Source organism: Rhodococcus sp. WB9, from assembly GCF_007558985.1.
GTDB classification, from domain to species: Bacteria; Actinomycetota; Actinomycetes; order Mycobacteriales; family Mycobacteriaceae; genus Rhodococcus_F; species Rhodococcus_F opacus.
The window spans coordinates 5,327,376-5,342,762 of the sequence record NZ_CP041769.1 but is presented as its reverse complement, the minus strand read 5'-3'; the positions used below and the strand labels follow the sequence as shown (position 1 = coordinate 5,342,762).

At 67.0% G+C, this 15,387-nt stretch carries 13 protein-coding genes and 2 tRNA genes; 10 read left to right on the top strand and 5 right to left on the bottom strand.

The annotated features are described in order from the left end of the window. Positions 1-8: 8 nt before the first annotated feature. Entirely contained in the window at positions 9-2,612 is a 2,604-nt protein-coding gene (pepN, locus tag FND50_RS24880; RefSeq protein WP_144287433.1) for an aminopeptidase N, read from the bottom strand. A gap of 72 nt (positions 2,613-2,684) precedes the next feature. After that, positions 2,685-3,920, bottom strand: a complete 1,236-nt coding sequence (locus tag FND50_RS24875; RefSeq protein ID WP_144287432.1) for an NAD(P)/FAD-dependent oxidoreductase — start codon at positions 3,918-3,920, stop codon at positions 2,685-2,687. Between the two features lie 102 nt (positions 3,921-4,022). Between FND50_RS24875 and FND50_RS24870 the strand changes: the two genes are divergently transcribed. Next, positions 4,023-4,679 carry a DsbA family protein gene (locus FND50_RS24870; protein WP_397492477.1) on the top strand — a complete coding sequence of 219 codons (657 nt, stop codon included), beginning with the start codon at positions 4,023-4,025 and terminating at the stop codon, positions 4,677-4,679. 18 nt (positions 4,680-4,697) lie between these two features. Here FND50_RS24870 and FND50_RS24865 read toward each other — a convergent pair whose 3' ends face one another. Beyond that, complete coding sequence (locus FND50_RS24865; RefSeq protein WP_144287431.1) at positions 4,698-5,672, bottom strand: M48 family metallopeptidase; 975 nt, start codon at positions 5,670-5,672, stop codon at positions 4,698-4,700. A 67-nt stretch (positions 5,673-5,739) separates the two neighbouring features. Between FND50_RS24865 and FND50_RS24860 the strand changes: the two genes are divergently transcribed. Both FND50_RS24860 and FND50_RS24855 read left to right on the top strand, forming a co-directional pair. Further along, complete coding sequence (locus FND50_RS24860) at positions 5,740-6,213, top strand: ribose-5-phosphate isomerase (RefSeq protein WP_005248193.1); 474 nt, start codon at positions 5,740-5,742, stop codon at positions 6,211-6,213. Positions 6,214-6,219: 6 nt separating this feature from the next. Then, the gene (locus FND50_RS24855) at positions 6,220-7,017 is read left to right on the top strand and encodes an Fpg/Nei family DNA glycosylase (protein ID WP_144287430.1); all 798 of its coding nucleotides are present in this window, start codon (positions 6,220-6,222) and stop codon (positions 7,015-7,017) included. A gap of 7 nt (positions 7,018-7,024) precedes the next feature. On the opposite strand, the gene FND50_RS36300 is transcribed toward FND50_RS24855, so the two are convergent. Beyond that, on the bottom strand, positions 7,025-7,843 hold the full coding sequence (locus FND50_RS36300; protein ID WP_186301140.1) for a DUF1542 domain-containing protein: 819 nt from the start codon (positions 7,841-7,843) through the stop codon (positions 7,025-7,027). Between the two features lie 253 nt (positions 7,844-8,096). Further along, positions 8,097-8,170: transfer RNA gene (locus FND50_RS24845), tRNA-Gly, on the bottom strand. Positions 8,171-8,309: 139 nt separating this feature from the next. Here FND50_RS24845 and FND50_RS24840 point away from each other — a divergent pair. The 7 genes from FND50_RS24840 (at position 8,310) to FND50_RS24805 (ending at position 15,295) form a co-directional block, all read left to right on the top strand. Continuing rightward, positions 8,310-8,386: transfer RNA gene (locus FND50_RS24840), tRNA-Pro, on the top strand. A gap of 59 nt (positions 8,387-8,445) precedes the next feature. Beyond that, complete coding sequence (tig, locus tag FND50_RS24835) at positions 8,446-9,840, top strand: trigger factor (protein ID WP_005264332.1); 1,395 nt, start codon at positions 8,446-8,448, stop codon at positions 9,838-9,840. 184 nt (positions 9,841-10,024) lie between these two features. Continuing rightward, complete coding sequence (locus tag FND50_RS24830; protein ID WP_005264333.1) at positions 10,025-10,612, top strand: ATP-dependent Clp protease proteolytic subunit; 588 nt, start codon at positions 10,025-10,027, stop codon at positions 10,610-10,612. A gap of 48 nt (positions 10,613-10,660) precedes the next feature. Further along, complete coding sequence (locus tag FND50_RS24825; protein WP_005264334.1) at positions 10,661-11,323, top strand: ATP-dependent Clp protease proteolytic subunit; 663 nt, start codon at positions 10,661-10,663, stop codon at positions 11,321-11,323. A 240-nt stretch (positions 11,324-11,563) separates the two neighbouring features. Continuing rightward, entirely contained in the window at positions 11,564-12,844 is a 1,281-nt protein-coding gene (gene clpX, locus FND50_RS24815) for an ATP-dependent Clp protease ATP-binding subunit ClpX (RefSeq protein WP_005248181.1), read from the top strand. 68 nt (positions 12,845-12,912) lie between these two features. After that, entirely contained in the window at positions 12,913-13,353 is a 441-nt protein-coding gene (aroQ, locus tag FND50_RS24810; RefSeq protein WP_144287428.1) for a type II 3-dehydroquinate dehydratase, read from the top strand. Positions 13,354-13,360: 7 nt separating this feature from the next. After that, positions 13,361-15,295 (top strand): bifunctional sugar phosphate isomerase/epimerase/4-hydroxyphenylpyruvate dioxygenase family protein, encoded by a 1,935-nt coding sequence (locus FND50_RS24805; RefSeq protein WP_144287427.1) that lies wholly within the window; start codon positions 13,361-13,363, stop codon positions 15,293-15,295. Positions 15,296-15,387: the final 92 nt, after the last annotated feature.

Below are 15,387 nucleotides of genomic sequence, written 5' to 3'. Positions count from 1 at the left end.
GCCACCGATCAGCTCGCGTCGAACTTTCGGGCCGCCAGCGACCGGACGATCCCGGCGCGGCCCTCGACCACCAGGCGGCGCAGGGCGGGCGGGTGGTCGCCGGCCAGGAATTCGTCGGCTGCCGCCACGGATTCCTCGCTGATCGACCACGACGGGTACAGACCTACGACGACGGTCTGCGCGACCTCGCTCGAACGCCGCTCCCACACCCCGGGAATGTCCGCGAAGTAGCGGGCCACGTACGGTGCGAGGATCTCGGACTGGCCGTGACCGGCGAAGCCGCCGATGATCGAGCGGGCGGTGATGTTCGGCACGGAATCGTCGCCGACCACCCGGTTCCAGGCCTGTTCCTTCACCGCGGCCTGCGGGCGGACGGTGGCCGCGGCGGCGGCGTTGCGGGCACCTGCCGCGGTGGGGTCGCGTTCGGCTTCGGCGTCGATGAACGGCGTCTCGACGCCCTCGGCGTCGATCTCACCGGCCCCGGCGAGTGCGGTGACGAGACGCCAGCGCAGGTCCGTGTCGACGACGAGCCCGGGAAGCCCGACCGTCTCGGGTGCGGCGTCGAGCAGTTCCTGCAGCACCTCGGTGTGCCACGCCGACAGCTGCGCCCCCGCCAGCGCGTTGACGAACGCCAGCTGGTGGTCCGAACCCGGCTCGGCTTCCCGCGCCAGTTCGAGGAGCCGGTTCGCGAAGTCTGGCCAGCCGTGTTCCTTGGCCCACTCGGGTTCGGCGTAGCTGTGCAGCGCGGTCTGGGCCTGCATCAGCAGGCGCTGGACGACGCCGACCTCGGTTTCGGCGCCGACGCCGCGCTGCACGAGGGCGACGAAGTCCCGCGCCTTGAGTTCGGCCTGACGCGTCATCTCCCAGGCCGCCGACCACACCAGCGTGCGGGGGAGGGGCTCGTCGATGTCGCCGATGCGGTCGATGGCGGTGGCGAGCGAGTCGGGATCGAGCCGCAGCGAGCAGTACGTGAGGTCGTCGTCGTTGACGAGGATCAGCTGACCGCGTTCGACACCGACGAGTTCGGCGACGTCGGTGCGTTCGGTGGCGTCGAGGTCGAGTTCCACCCGCTTCGTGCGCACGAGCTTGCCGTCCCGGTCGTCGTACACGCCGACGGCGATACGGTGCACCCGTCGCTCACCGGCACCCGGTGTGGCGCCGGACTGCAGGACGGCGAACCGCGTGAACTTGCCATCCGCGTCGACGTCGAATTCGGGGCGCAGGATGTTGAGCCCGGTGGTCTTGAGCCACTGGGCTCCCCAGTCGGACAGGTCGCGGCCCGACGACTTCTCGAGTGCGCCGAGGAGGTCGTCGAACGTGGCGTTGTCGAAGGCGTGGTCGCGGAAGTAGTCCCGCAGGCCGGACAGGAAGGGGTCGAGCCCGACATACGCGACGAGCTGCTTGAGGACCGAGGCGCCCTTCGCGTACGTGATGCCGTCGAAATTCACCTCGACCGCGGCGAGGTCGGGGATGTCGGCGGCGATGGGGTGGGTGGAGGGCAGCTGATCCTGCCGGTACGCCCAGGACTTCTCGACGTTGGCGAACGTGGTCCACGCGTTGGTGTATTCGGTGGCCTCGCTCTGGCAGAGCACGGAGGCGAACGTCGCGAAGGACTCGTTGAGCCACAGGTCGTCCCACCAGCGCATGGTGACGAGGTCGCCGAACCACATGTGCGCCATCTCGTGCAGGACGGTCTCGGCGCGCCGCTCGTACGACGCCCGCGTCACCTTGGACCGGAAGACGTAGTCCTCGAGGAACGTCACGGCGCCGGCGTTCTCCATTGCGCCCGCGTTGAATTCGGGAACGAACAGCTGGTCGTACTTCCCGAACGCGTAGGGGGTGCCGAAATTGCGGTGGTAGAACTCGAAGCCCTGCTTGGTTTCCGTGAACAGGCGCTCGGAGTCCATGTGCTTCCCGAGGGAGGCGCGGCAGTAGATCGCGAGGGGGATGTCGCCGTGCTCGTCGGAGTAGTTGTCGGTCCACTCCGCGTACGGGCCGGCGATGAGCGCCACGAGGTAGGTGCTCATCTTCGGGGTGGTGCGGAAGATGTGGCGGCCGGCGTCCGGCGCCACCGTCTCGACGGTCGCGGAGTTGGAGATCACCTTCCAGTCGGCGGGGGACGTGACGTGCACGTCGAACGTCGCCTTCAGGTCGGGCTGGTCGAAGCAGGCGAACATGCGCTTGGCGTCTGCGGTCTCGAACTGCGAGTACAGGTACACCGCGTCGTCGGTCGGGTCCACGAAGCGGTGTAGCCCTTCACCGGTGTGCGAGTACGCGCAGTCGGCCTCGACCACCAGTTCGTTGCGTTCCGCGAGATCGGTGAGTGTGATGCCGGTGGACTCGTCGTAGTTCGACACGTCGACGGGGGAGCCGTTCAGCGTGGCCGAATGCACACGGGCCGCGACGATGTCGACGAACGTGGACGCGCCGGGGGTGGCCCCGAACGTGACGGTGGTGCGAGAGGAGAACGTCTCGACTCCGGGCTGAATTGTCGTCTCGACTCCGGGCTGACCTGTCCCGTCGGTGAGGTCGAGTTCGATCAGATAGTTGTCGACGGTCAGCAGTCCGGCTCGTTCGGCTGCCTGTTCGCGGGTCAGGTTCGGTGGGGCCACAGAGGTCTCCTCGTGATCGGCGGCGGTGCTCGTACTCGATGCTGCCATCCCATCACGAGTGGGCCAGGGGTGTTAACCGGACAGGTCGGCCAACGGCACCCCGGGGTCGGCCAGGCGGTCGGGATCGACCGGGGCGGACGACGACACCAGTTTCTTGATCTGATCGGTGACATCCCAGATGTTGACGTTCATGCCGGCGAGGACGTGGTTGTCCGCGTCGAGCCAGAAGGCCACGAACTCGCGTGCGGCGAAATCGCCGCGCACGACCACCCGGTCGTACGAATCGTGCGGGGCGTACCCCACATACTCCATGCCCAGATCGAACTGGTCGGTGAAGAAGTACGGCAGGTTCCCGTATTCCGCCTCGTGCCCGAGCATGGTGGCGGCGGCCACGGCCGGCTGGTTGAGCGCGTTCGCCCAGTGCTCGACCCGGATGCGGGTGCCGAGCTGCGGATGCTGTTGCGCGGCGATGTCGCCCACCGCGACGACGTCGGGGTCGCTGGTCTGCAACCCGGCGTCGACGAGAACGCCGCCGTCGACGTCGAGTCCGGCCCGCTCCGCGATCTCGATGTTGGGTGCCGCGCCGACGGCGACGAGGACCGCGTCGGCGGGCAGGACGGTGCCGTCGCCCAACCGAACCCCGGTGGCCTTGCCGTCTTCGACGACGATCTCCTCGACCGTCGCGCCGAGGTGCAGTTGAACGCCGTGCTCGCGGTGGAGTTCGGCGAAGACCGAGCCGATCTCGGGGCCGAGGGAGCCGAGCAGGGGAACTTCGGCGGCTTCCACCACCGTCACGTCGGCGCCCTTCTCCCGCGCGGAGGCACCCACCTCGAGGCCGATCCAGCCGGCGCCGATCACCACGAGTCGTCGGCCACCGGCGACCGCCTCGATGAGCTTGTCCGATTCGTCGATGGTGCGGAGGTAGTAGACGCCCTCGGCGTCGGACCCGGAGATCGGTGGGCGGCGCGAGCGCGAACCGGTGGCGAGGGCGAGCTTGTCGTATCCCAGCGTGGAACCGTCCGGCAGCGTCACGGTGTGGGCGGCGAGGTCGAGGGCGGTGGCGGTGGTGCCGAGCCGCAGGTCCACGTGATGGTCGCGGTACCAGTCGCCGTGGTGGACGGTGAAGTCGCCGAGTGCCTTCTTGCCTGCGAAGTGTTCCTTCGACAGCGGAGGTCGCTCGTAGGGAAGATGTTCCTCCTCCGACAGGAGGATGATCGATCCGTCGAAATCCTTGTCACGCAATGCTTCTGCCGTCTTCGCTCCGGCGAGGCCGCCGCCGACGACGACGAACGTGCGAGTGGAGGGCATGTGAGGATGCTCCCTTCCGGTCGACCACTTTCGACCCTACTGCCGCGAGCGGGGTCTCCGGGAAGGATTCCCGGAGGGGAGGTGTTGACTGGACGGGAATGTGTGTACATCACTGAGAAGGAGCATCACGTGAGTGCTGGGACGAACGCCGGGACCGCCAAGGACGTCGCTGATTTCTGGTTCGACCCACTGTGCCCGTGGTGCTGGATCACCTCGCGATGGATCCTCGAGGCCACGCAGGTGCGTGACCTGGAGGCGAACTTCCACGTGATGAGCCTGGCCGTCCTCAACGAGGGCCGGGATCTGCCGGAGGAATACCGCGAGCTCATGACCAAGGCGTGGGGCCCGGTGCGGGTGCTGATCGCGGCCGCGCAGAAGCACGGCGACGAGATCCTGCTGCCGCTGTACACGGCGATGGGCACGCTCATCCACAACGAGGGCAACAAGGACTTCGGCGACGTGATCGTCAAGTCGCTCGCCGAGGTCGGGCTGCCGGCCGAACTGGCCGAGGCCGCCGAATCGGAGGAGTACGACGCCGCACTGCGTGAGAGTCACGCCGCAGGCATGGACGCCGTCGGACCGGACGTGGGAACCCCGACCATCCACGTCAACGGTGTCGCGTTCTTCGGCCCGGTCCTGTCGCGGATTCCCCGCGGCGAGGACGCGGGCAAGGTGTGGGACGGTGCGGTCGCGCTGGCCGGCTACCCGCACTTCTTCGAACTCAAGCGCACCCGGACCGAGGACCCCCAGTTCGATTGAGCCCCGTCCCGGGCACGGTCACCGAGTGACGGGCCCGGCCGGGTCGGCCGCGTACTGCAGTTGCTGCGGATCGCGGTAGATCTGGCCGGGTTTCACGAACAGGTGACCGTGCCGGGTCCTGTTCCGCAGGGCGGCGGCGCGCCAGGTCAGCACCGGATGTCCCGACAGCAGATTCACGAACCACGGAAAGAACCCGCGTTCGGTGGTGGCCCGGTCGGCGAGTTCGTCGAAGCCGACGATGCTGACGAGGTATTTGCCAGCGCCGAGAACGCCCATCGCGCCGCGGGTGCCCTGGGGCCGCACACAGTAGCCGTGATTGTCTGCGGTGTATTCCATCGATCGGAACAGCGCCGACCCGACGACGGGAATGTAGTTGGCGGCGAACTGTCCCAGTTGCCGCCAGTAGGAGGCGTGACCGGCCGCGATGTGACCGACCTCGTGGCCGATGATGAAGGCGAGGGCGTCGGGCTCGCGGGCCTCGCCGCCGATCTCGAACAGATCGCTGTACACCACGACGAAGCGGCGGGAGCCGTGTCCGGATGCGAACGCGTTGATCCGGCCGTTCCCGAGCACGACGTAGGCGTCGGGCGGTTCGGTCATCCCGAACCGCGCAGCCGCCTCGGCCACCATCCGATACCCGTCGGGGAACTGGGTGGGGGTCATCTTGATCCCGTTCACCTGCTGCGAGCCGTAGAGCTGGCCGCGGCCGACGGCGATGAGGATCGGTGCGATCAGCACGATGAGCACCCAGGTGGACACCACGCCGAGGAAGAGTGCCGCGATCGCCGCGATGTAGGCGACCACGGTGAGAACGATCGCCGCCACGAGCAGCGGGATCTCCCACGAGTGCCGGGCGGGCCTGTCGTGCGGCATGAGGCCCGGCAACGGGACCGGAGGATTCCATCCCGTCCCGCCACTCCACTGGTGCTGCGCGGGGGTCTGCCGATGTCCCGGATACGCCTGTCCCCAGTTCTGTCCGTTGTCGGGATACATGCTGATCACGATAAGCGTCCCGGGCCCCTGACACGATTCGCGAGGACGCCTGACAGAATCACCAGTCATGCGCGTATACCTGGGTGCCGACCATGCCGGATTCGAACGTAAGAACGAGATCATCGAACACCTGAAGGCCGCGGGCCACGAGACCGTCGACTGCGGCGCTCATGTCTACGACGCCCTCGACGACTACCCCGCCTTCTGCATCGAGACGGCTCGTCGTGTCGTCGCCGACGAGGGCAGCCTCGGCATCGTGCTGGGCGGCAGCGGCAACGGTGAGCAGATCGCCGCGAACAAGGTGAAGGGCGCGCGATGTGCCCTGGCGTGGAGCGTCGAGACCGCGCAGCTGGCCCGCCAGCACAACAACGCTCAGCTGATCGGCCTCGGCGGCCGCATGCACTCCCTCGAGGAGTCCCTCGCGATCGTGGACGCGTTCCTCGCCGCCGAGTGGTCGAACGAGGAGCGCCACCAGCGCCGCATCGACATCCTGTCCGAGTTCGAGAAGACCGGCGTCGCCCCGGCCCTGCCCGAGGCCTGATCGTCCTTGCCCGAAGGTCACACCCTGCACCGGCTGGCCCGGCTGCACCAACGCCGGTTCGCCGGTGCGCCGGTGCGGGTTCTGAGCCCGCAGGGCAGATTCGCCGAGGACGCAGCCCTCGTCGACGGCCGCGTCCTCGTCAAGTCCGAGGCCTGGGGTAAACACCTATGGCATCACTACGAGTCCGGACTGGTCGTGCACGTCCATCTGGGACTGTACGGAGCGTTCACGGAATCGGCCGTTCCCATGGAACCGCCGGTCGGGCAGGTCAGGATGCGGATGGTCGGCGCCGAATTCGGCACCGACCTCCGCGGTCCGACGGCCTGTGAGGTTCTCCATCCGCCGCAGGTCGCCGCCATCGAGGCGCGGCTGGGACCGGATCCGCTGCGGAAGGACGCCGATCCCGACAAGGCGTGGAAACGCATCTCGGCGTCGAAGACCCCGGTCGGGGCACTGCTGATGGATCAGGCCGTGATCGCGGGCATCGGCAACGTGTACCGGGCGGAGGTCCTGTTCCGGCACGGCGTCAACCCCGACCGTCCCGGCCGCGCGCTGTCCCGTGACGAGTGGGACGCGCTGTGGGCCGACCTCGTCGCCCTGATGAAGGTCGGGGTCCGCCGCGGCAAGATGCACGTCGTCCGTCCCGAGGACGATCACGGCGATCCGGCGTATGCGAAGGATCGTCCCCGGACGTACGTCTACCGGCGGGCGGGATCACCGTGCCGGATCTGCGGCACCCCGGTGGCCCACTCGGTCATGAAGGGCCGCAACCTCTTCTGGTGCCCGAGTTGCCAGCCCTCCTGACGGCCGGCTAGAAGTCGAACCCACCACCGAAGTCGAACCCGCCGCCGTCTCCGCCGCCACCGAAGTCGAATCCGCCGCCGTCGCCACCGGCGTCCCCGCCCATGTCGCCGCCGCCGTCCGCGCCTGCGTCACCGCCGTCGCCACCGCCGTCTGCGCCCGCGTCACCGGTGTCCTGGGACGCGTCGCCCGCTCCGCTCTCGAAGCCCTGCGCGTCGTACCCCACTCCGGCCATCCCTGAGAACATCGCCGAGAAGAGGAACATCGAGCCCAGGCCCCACGCGCCTGCGACGAGAGCGGGCTTCCACCACGGCTCCGAGTACCAGCCGGCCGGAACCGGGCGTCCCGCGACGCGGCCGCCGGGGTAGTAGTTCGGTGTCTTCGACGACGGGTTCGGCGACGCCGCGACCTGCCGCCCCTCGAACTCGACCTCACGGTCCTCGGTGACCGCGCCCGCGGACTTCTGGCCGTTGATGGACGGAATCTCCGGGCCGGGGTCCATGCCCATGGCCGTGCGGGCGGCGCGGATGTAGTAGAGACCCTCGAGTGCCGTCTGCTTGGCGAGACGCGCCTGGACGGGCGTCGTGGCCTGATCGATCTGGGAGCCGGCGGCGGTGTAGCGCTCGGACGCGTCGGCGAGTGCCTGCTGGGAGGCGGTGTCGGATCCGGTGAGGCTGTACACCTGTCCGCCGAGCCGTTCGATGGCCTGGCGCGCGTCTGCCTTGGCGTCCTCGAGCTGGTTCGCGGTCTGCCCGGCGCGGTTGCTGCGGCTCCTCACCACCAGGAAGGCGACCGCCGCCACGATCACGAGAATGAGTAGCAGTTCCACGGTGGGCCTCCGGAGTTCTCGCGGACCGCCGGCTGCGGAGCTGCAACATCCACGAGTAGGGGACAAATCGGACATCTCCCAGAGTACTGACCGAAATCGTGGTTACGCGCTCGGCGAACGGGGGAGTGGTCCGGTCGAGGGCGAGTGGAGCCGCGTCCACCATCCATGTGACGCATGTCATAGCGGATGCGGTCTCCGCGGCCGCCCTCGAACATGAAAAAAAGAGCGTTCCCTGGGTGGGAACGCTCCTGTCTGGAGGGGATGACGGGAATCGAACCCGCGTAATCAGTTTGGAAGACTGAGGCTCTACCATTGAGCTACATCCCCGTGCATACGACTACCTGGGATCGCCATGCATGTCGTCTGCGATGAGTGACTGTACCCAACCTCGCTTTGGATTTCATAATCGGGGGGCCGTAGGATTCTTCCTCGGGTCCTCGCGAGGTTGGCGAGAGCCGGCTTCGACCGGGGTGTAGCGCAGCTTGGTAGCGCATCCGCTTTGGGAGCGGAGGGTCGCAGGTTCAAATCCTGTCACCCCGACCAGAACCACAGGGCAGGTAACTGCCGCACAGAAAAGCACGACCACACGAAGGAGCCAGTCCGTGAAGAGCACCGTCGAGCAGCTCAGCCCGACGCGAGTCCGTATCAACGTTGAGGTGCCCTTCGAGGAGCTCAAGCCTGATTTCGACAAGGCCTACAAGGCCCTCGCGCAACAGATCCGTCTCCCCGGCTTCCGTCCGGGCAAGGCACCGGCCAAGTTGCTCGAAGCCCGTGTCGGTCGTGGCGCAGTCCTGGAGCAGGTCGTCAACGACGCACTCCCGTCCCGCTACTCCGAGGCCGTCACCAGCGCCTCGGTGAAGGCGATCGGTCAGCCCGAGATCGAGATCACGAAGATCGAGGACGGCGAGCTCCTCGAGTTCACCGCCGAGGTCGACGTCCGTCCCGAGATCACGCTGCCCGACTACAGCGAGCTGAGCGTCACCGTCGATCCGATCGAGATCACCGACGAGGCCGTCGAGGAGCAGCTCCTGTCGCTGCGTCAGCGCTTCGGCACCCTCACCGGTGTCGAGCGTGCGGTCGAGGACGGAGACTTCATCTCCATCGACCTGTCGGCCACCGTCGACGGTGAGGCCGTTCCCGAGGCCACCGCGAGCGGTCTGTCGCACGAGGTCGGTTCGGGTCAGCTCATCGAGGGCCTCGACGAGGCCGTCGTCGGCGTCAAGGCCGGCGAGTCCAAGGAGTTCACCTCGACGCTCGTCGCCGGTGACCACGCGGGCAAGGAAGCTGTCGTCACCGTCACCGTCGGCACCGTCAAGGAGCGCGAGCTGCCTGCCGAGGACGACGAGTTCGCTCAGCTGGCAAGCGAGTTCGACACCCTCGACGAGCTGAAGGCCGACCTGCGTGAGCGCGTCGGACGCGTCCGCAAGGTCGAGCAGGCCGGTCAGATCCGCGACAAGGTCCTCGAGACCCTGCTCGAGACCGTCGAGGTCCCGCTGCCCGAGGCCGTCGTCAAGGCCGAGGTCGACGCTGCACTGCACGACGCCGTGCACGGTCTCGACCACGACGAGGAAGCGCTGAACAAGCTCCTCGAGGAGCAGGGCACGAGCCGCGAAGAGTTCGACAAGGACGCCAAGGAGAGCGCTGAGCGCTCGGTGAAGACCCAGCTGCTGCTGGACGCCATCGCCGACGCCTCCGACGTCACCGTCGGCCAGGACGAGCTCACCGAGCGCATCCTGTTCCAGGCGCAGCGCTACGGCATGGCGCCCGAGCAGTTCATCCAGCAGATCCAGCAGGCCGGCCAGCTCGGCGCCGTCTTCGCGGACGTGCGTCGCGGCAAGGCTCTCGCCGGTGTCGTCGAGCAGGCCACCGTCACCGACACCTCGGGTGCCGCTGTCGACACCGCCGAACTGTTCGGCAACGGTGAGGCCGACGCCGAGGAGGCTGCGTCCACGGACGAGGCTGCGTCGGATTCCGCCGAGGGCGAAGACCAGAAGTAATGCTGGTCGCGGGATGTTTCTCTCGCGTTCGGCTGTGAGTTGTTTTCCGCTTTGAGCGAAGTAGGGCGGCACCGGGACTCCGGTGCCGCCCTCCTTCGTTAGTGTCTGTGTCAGCAATCAACGATTTACGGAGAAGGCAGGTACCGTGACTTCCAATCACCTGGAGACTTTGCAGAGTCCCGCCATGACTTCAGCCACCGCTGGGTTGAACCTCAGCGACTCGGTGTACGAACGCCTGCTGCGCGAGCGCATCATCTTCCTCGGTACCCAGGTCGACGACGACATCGCGAACAAGCTGTGCGCTCAGATCCTGCTGCTGTCGGCGGAGGATCCCAGCCGGGACATCTCCCTCTACATCAACTCGCCCGGCGGTTCGGTCAGCGCCGGCATGGCGATCTTCGACACGATGCAGTTCGCCGAGTGCGACGTCGCGACGTTCGGAATGGGTCTGGCCGCGTCGATGGGTCAGTTCCTGCTCTCCGCCGGGGCCAAGGGCAAGCGGTACGCGCTCCCGCACGCGCGGATCATGATGCACCAGCCGTCCGCCGGAATCGGTGGTACCGCCAGTGACATCGCGATCATGGCCGAGCAGTTCGCGCACACCAAGCGCGAAATGGCCGAGCTGATCGCCGAGCACACCGGTCAGACGGTCGAGCAGATCACCGCCGATTCGGATCGTGACCGCTGGTTCACCGCACAGCAGGCTCTCGAATACGGTTTCGTCGACCACGTCGTCTCCCGCGCGGCGCAGGCGGGCGGGACGGGGCTGTAGCGGCCCGGCTTCCTCACTGACCGCTCCCACACATCCTTTGGAGAACTGATGACCAACCTGTTCGATCCCCGCAGCCTGGGAGGCCAGGCGCCCGCAGGCCCCGAGTCTCGCTACATCCTGCCGTCGTTCATCGAGCACTCGAGCTACGGCGTCAAGGAGTCCAACCCGTACAACAAGCTGTTCGAGGAACGCATCATCTTCCTCGGCGTGCAGGTGGACGACGCGTCGGCCAACGACGTGATGGCTCAGCTGCTCGTTCTCGAGTCGCTGGACCCCGATCGCGACATCACCATGTACATCAACTCGCCGGGTGGCTCGTTCACCTCGCTGATGGCGATCTACGACACCATGCAGTACGTCCGCGCCGACATCACGACGGTGTGCCTCGGCCAGGCGGCCTCGGCTGCCGCGGTGCTGCTGGCGGCCGGTAGCCCCGGCAAGCGTCTCGCCCTGCCGAACGCTCGTGTCCTCATCCATCAGCCCGCCACCGGCGGCATCCAGGGTCAGGTCTCCGACCTCGAGATCCAGGCTGCCGAGATCGAGCGGATGCGTCGCCTGATGGAGACCACCCTCGCGAAGCACACCGGCAAGGATGCCGACGTGATCCGCAAGGACACCGATCGCGACAAGATCCTCACGGCCGCCGAGGCCAAGGAATACGGAATCATCGACGACGTGCTCGAGTACCGCAAACTCAGCGCCCAGAAGTGATTTCCTGCCGCCCCGGCTCGGGCGACACGCCGTTACGGCGCGGTTGCCGCGAGCCGGGTGCGGGATCGGCAAGGCCGGCTTTCCCGGAAGATCGGTGCGCGAATCACCGACAACCAGTCGACCTCGCTCGCGATCTGCGGGTACGGTCACATAACGGGCTTTCGTTTTCGGTCGGTGCGCGCACGGCGTGGGATCGGTTCGATGGTTGCACGTAGACGAAGGAAGTAGGGACCTGACGAGATGGCACGCATCGGTGACGGCGGGGATCTGCTCAAGTGCTCTTTCTGCGGTAAGAGCCAGAAGCAGGTCAAGAAGCTCATTGCTGGGCCTGGGGTGTACATCTGCGACGAGTGCATCGACCTGTGCAACGAGATCATCGAAGAGGAGCTGGCCGAGTCCAGCGAGGTGAAGCTCGACGAGCTGCCGAAGCCGGCCGAGATCCGGGATTTCCTCGAGAACTACGTGATCGGCCAGGATGCCGCCAAGCGGACTCTCGCCGTTGCGGTCTACAACCACTACAAGCGCATCCAGGCCGGCGACAAGGGTCGTGATGCGCGCGGCGAGACGGTCGAGCTGGCGAAGTCGAACATTCTCATGCTCGGTCCCACGGGATGCGGCAAGACGTATCTGGCACAGACGCTGGCGAAGATGCTCAACGTCCCGTTCGCGATCGCCGATGCGACGGCGCTCACCGAAGCCGGCTATGTCGGTGAGGATGTCGAGAACATCCTTCTCAAGCTGATCCAGGCCGCCGACTACGACGTCAAGCGCGCCGAGACCGGCATCATCTACATCGACGAGGTCGACAAGATCGCCCGCAAGAGCGAGAACCCGTCGATCACGCGGGACGTGTCCGGTGAGGGTGTGCAGCAGGCTCTGCTGAAGATTCTCGAGGGCACGCAGGCCAGCGTGCCGCCGCAGGGCGGTCGCAAGCACCCGCATCAGGAGTTCATCCAGATCGACACGACGAACGTCCTGTTCATCGTGGCGGGCGCGTTCGCCGGCCTCGAGCGGATCGTGTCCGATCGCGTGGGTAAGCGCGGAATCGGTTTCGGCGCCGAGGTGCGGTCGAAGGCGGAGATCGACACGCAGGACCACTTCGCAGAGGTCATGCCGGAAGACCTGATCAAGTTCGGGCTGATCCCCGAGTTCATCGGTCGTCTGCCGGTCGTGGCGTCGGTGACGAACCTGGACAAGGAATCGCTCGTCCAGATCCTGTCCGAGCCGAAGAACGCGCTGGTCAAGCAGTACAACCGGTTGTTCGACATGGACGGCGTGGAGTTGGAGTTCACCACGGACGCACTCGAGGCCATCGCCGACCAGGCGATCCTCCGCGGCACCGGTGCTCGTGGACTCCGCGCGATCATGGAGGAAGTCCTCCTGCCGGTCATGTACGACATCCCGAGCCGTGACGACGTCGAGAAGGTCGTGGTCAGCGCGGAGACGGTCAACGACAACGTGCTTCCGACCATCGTTCCGCGCAAGCCGGAGCGGGGAGAACGCCGAGACAAGTCCGCCTAGGCGGGAGCGCGCTGTATCCTGGGTGCGAACTAACTCACTAGTTCGTACAAATGGAGGTAATGCGCGCGATGACCGCTCCCGGACCGATCTTTGTTCTCAACGGCCCCAACCTGAACCTGCTGGGGCAGCGGCAGCCCGAGGTGTACGGGCGGGAGACGCTCGACGATGTCGTGGAGTCGTGCCGCACGGCTGCCGCGAAGGCTGGACGTGAGATCGTCGCGCGGCAGTCCAATCACGAGGGCCACCTGATCGACTGGGTGCACGAGGCCCGGACCACGGCGTCGGGCGTCGTGATCAACCCCGGCGGTTTCACGCACACGTCGGTGGCGCTGCGCGACGCCCTGGTGACGCTCGAGGTGCCGCTCGTCGAGGTGCACATCAGCAACGTGCACGCCCGCGAAGAATTCCGGCACCATTCGTACGTGTCCGGGGTCGCGACCGGTGTGATCGCCGGACTCGGAATCCTCGGCTATGCGCTGGCCGTCGACTTCATCTGCAACAAGGGCTGACGCCGCCATGGGACGACAGGTTCGTACGAGCGTTGCCACGGTATCCCTGAGCGGATCGCTGGAGGAGAAGGTCACCGCGATCGCGGCGGCCGGGTTCGACGGATTCGAGGTGTTCGAACCCGATTTCGTGAGCTCGCCGTGGTCGCCGAGTGAGCTGGCTTCCCGCGCAGCGGATCTCGGACTCACCCTCGATCTGTATCAGCCGTTCCGTGATCTGGACTCCGTGGACGACACGACGTTCGCGCGCAACCTGATCCGAGCCGAGCGCAAGTTCGACATCATGGAGCAGCTCGGCTGCGACACCCTGCTGGTGTGCTCGTCGCCGTTGCCCGAGGCGGTGCGGGACGACGCTCGCCTGACCGAGCAACTCCACACTCTCGCCGAGCGCGCACACAGCCGGGGACTCCGCATCGCCTACGAGGCGCTGGCCTGGGGCACGCACGTCAACACGTACCGGCACGCGTGGAAGATCGTGCAGGACGCCGACCATCCTGCCCTCGGTACCTGCCTCGACAGCTTCCACATCCTCTCCCGCGGCGACGACCCGTCCGGCATCCGCGACATCCCGGGGGAGAAGATCTTCTTCCTCCAACTCGCCGACGCGCCCCGCATGTCGATGGACATCCTGCAATGGAGCCGGCACCACCGGAACTTCCCGGGGCAGGGCAACTTCGATCTCGCGACGTTCGGCGCGCACGTCCAGGCCGCTGGATACACCGGACCGTGGTCGCTCGAGATCTTCAACGACACGTTCCGGCAGTCGTCCACGGGGCGCACGGCCGCCGACGCGCACCGCTCGCTGCTGTACCTCCAGGAGGAGGTCGCACGCGTGCAGGCCGAGCGCGGTGAGGACACCGGTCGCGGCCTGACGCTGTTCGAGCCGCCGCCGCGCGCACCCCTCGAAGGCATCGTGTCGCTCCGGCTCGCGGCCGGTCCGGGCAAGGATTCCGACCTTCGGCAGGCGCTTCAGCACATCGGATTCCGTCTGGTGGGCCGGCACCGCAGCCACGACCTCCAGTTGTGGCGGCACGGCCGGATGACCATCGTGGTCGATGCGACCGCGGGCACGGTGTGGACCGCTCCGGGTCTGCCTGCGCACCTGCCGGTGCTCACCCAGATCGGTATCCGGTCGAGCGATCCCGACGCGTGGGGTGAGCGCGCCGCAGCGCTCGAGGTCCCGGTGCACGAGGTCCTGTTGCCCGGTGTCGACACCGCACCCGAATCGGATGTGGTGCGTCTCAAGATCACCGACGCGACGTCGCTGGATCTGCGCGGCCCGGGCAGCGCCGCGTCGTGGCAGTCGGCGTTCGATCTGTACCCGACGGAGTCGCGCTGGCAGGATGAGGTGCCCGTCTTCACCGGTGTCGATCACGTGGCGCTCGCCGTGCCGTCCGACAACTGGGACGGCATCATGCTGCTGCTCCGTTCGGTCTTCGCGATGGCGCCGCACGAGGGCCTCGATGTCACCGACGCGGTCGGAATGATGCGCAGTCAGGCGCTGACGATGGATCAGACGGGTGCCGACGGCGTCGACCGTCCGCTGCGCATCTCCCTGAACATGGTTCCGGGTGCGGTGTCGGGCAACTCCCACATCGCCGCGGCTCGGCGCGGCGGCATCAGTCACGTCGCGTTCTCGTGCACGGACATTTTCACCGCCGCCGCGACCATGCAATCCAACGGGTTCGAGCCCCTCGTGATTTCGCCGAACTACTACGACGACCTCGAGGCCCGCTTCGGGCTCTCCCGCGAACTCCTGGACCGGATGAGCGGGTCGGGCATCATGTACGACCGTGATGCGCACGGCGAGTTCTTCCATCTGTTCACCCAGACGGTGGGCGCCGACCTGTTCTTCGAGGTGGTGCAACGCGTCGGCGGTTACAAGGGATACGGGGACGCGAACTCCGCGATGCGTTTGGCGGCCCAGTTGCGGGCGGCCGGCTGAGCGGTCGATTCGAAAGTCACGGAGCCCGCGGTCACGACCGCGGGCTCCGTGACTTCGGACACTTTTGGAGCGTGACCACTGTCGTCGATGTG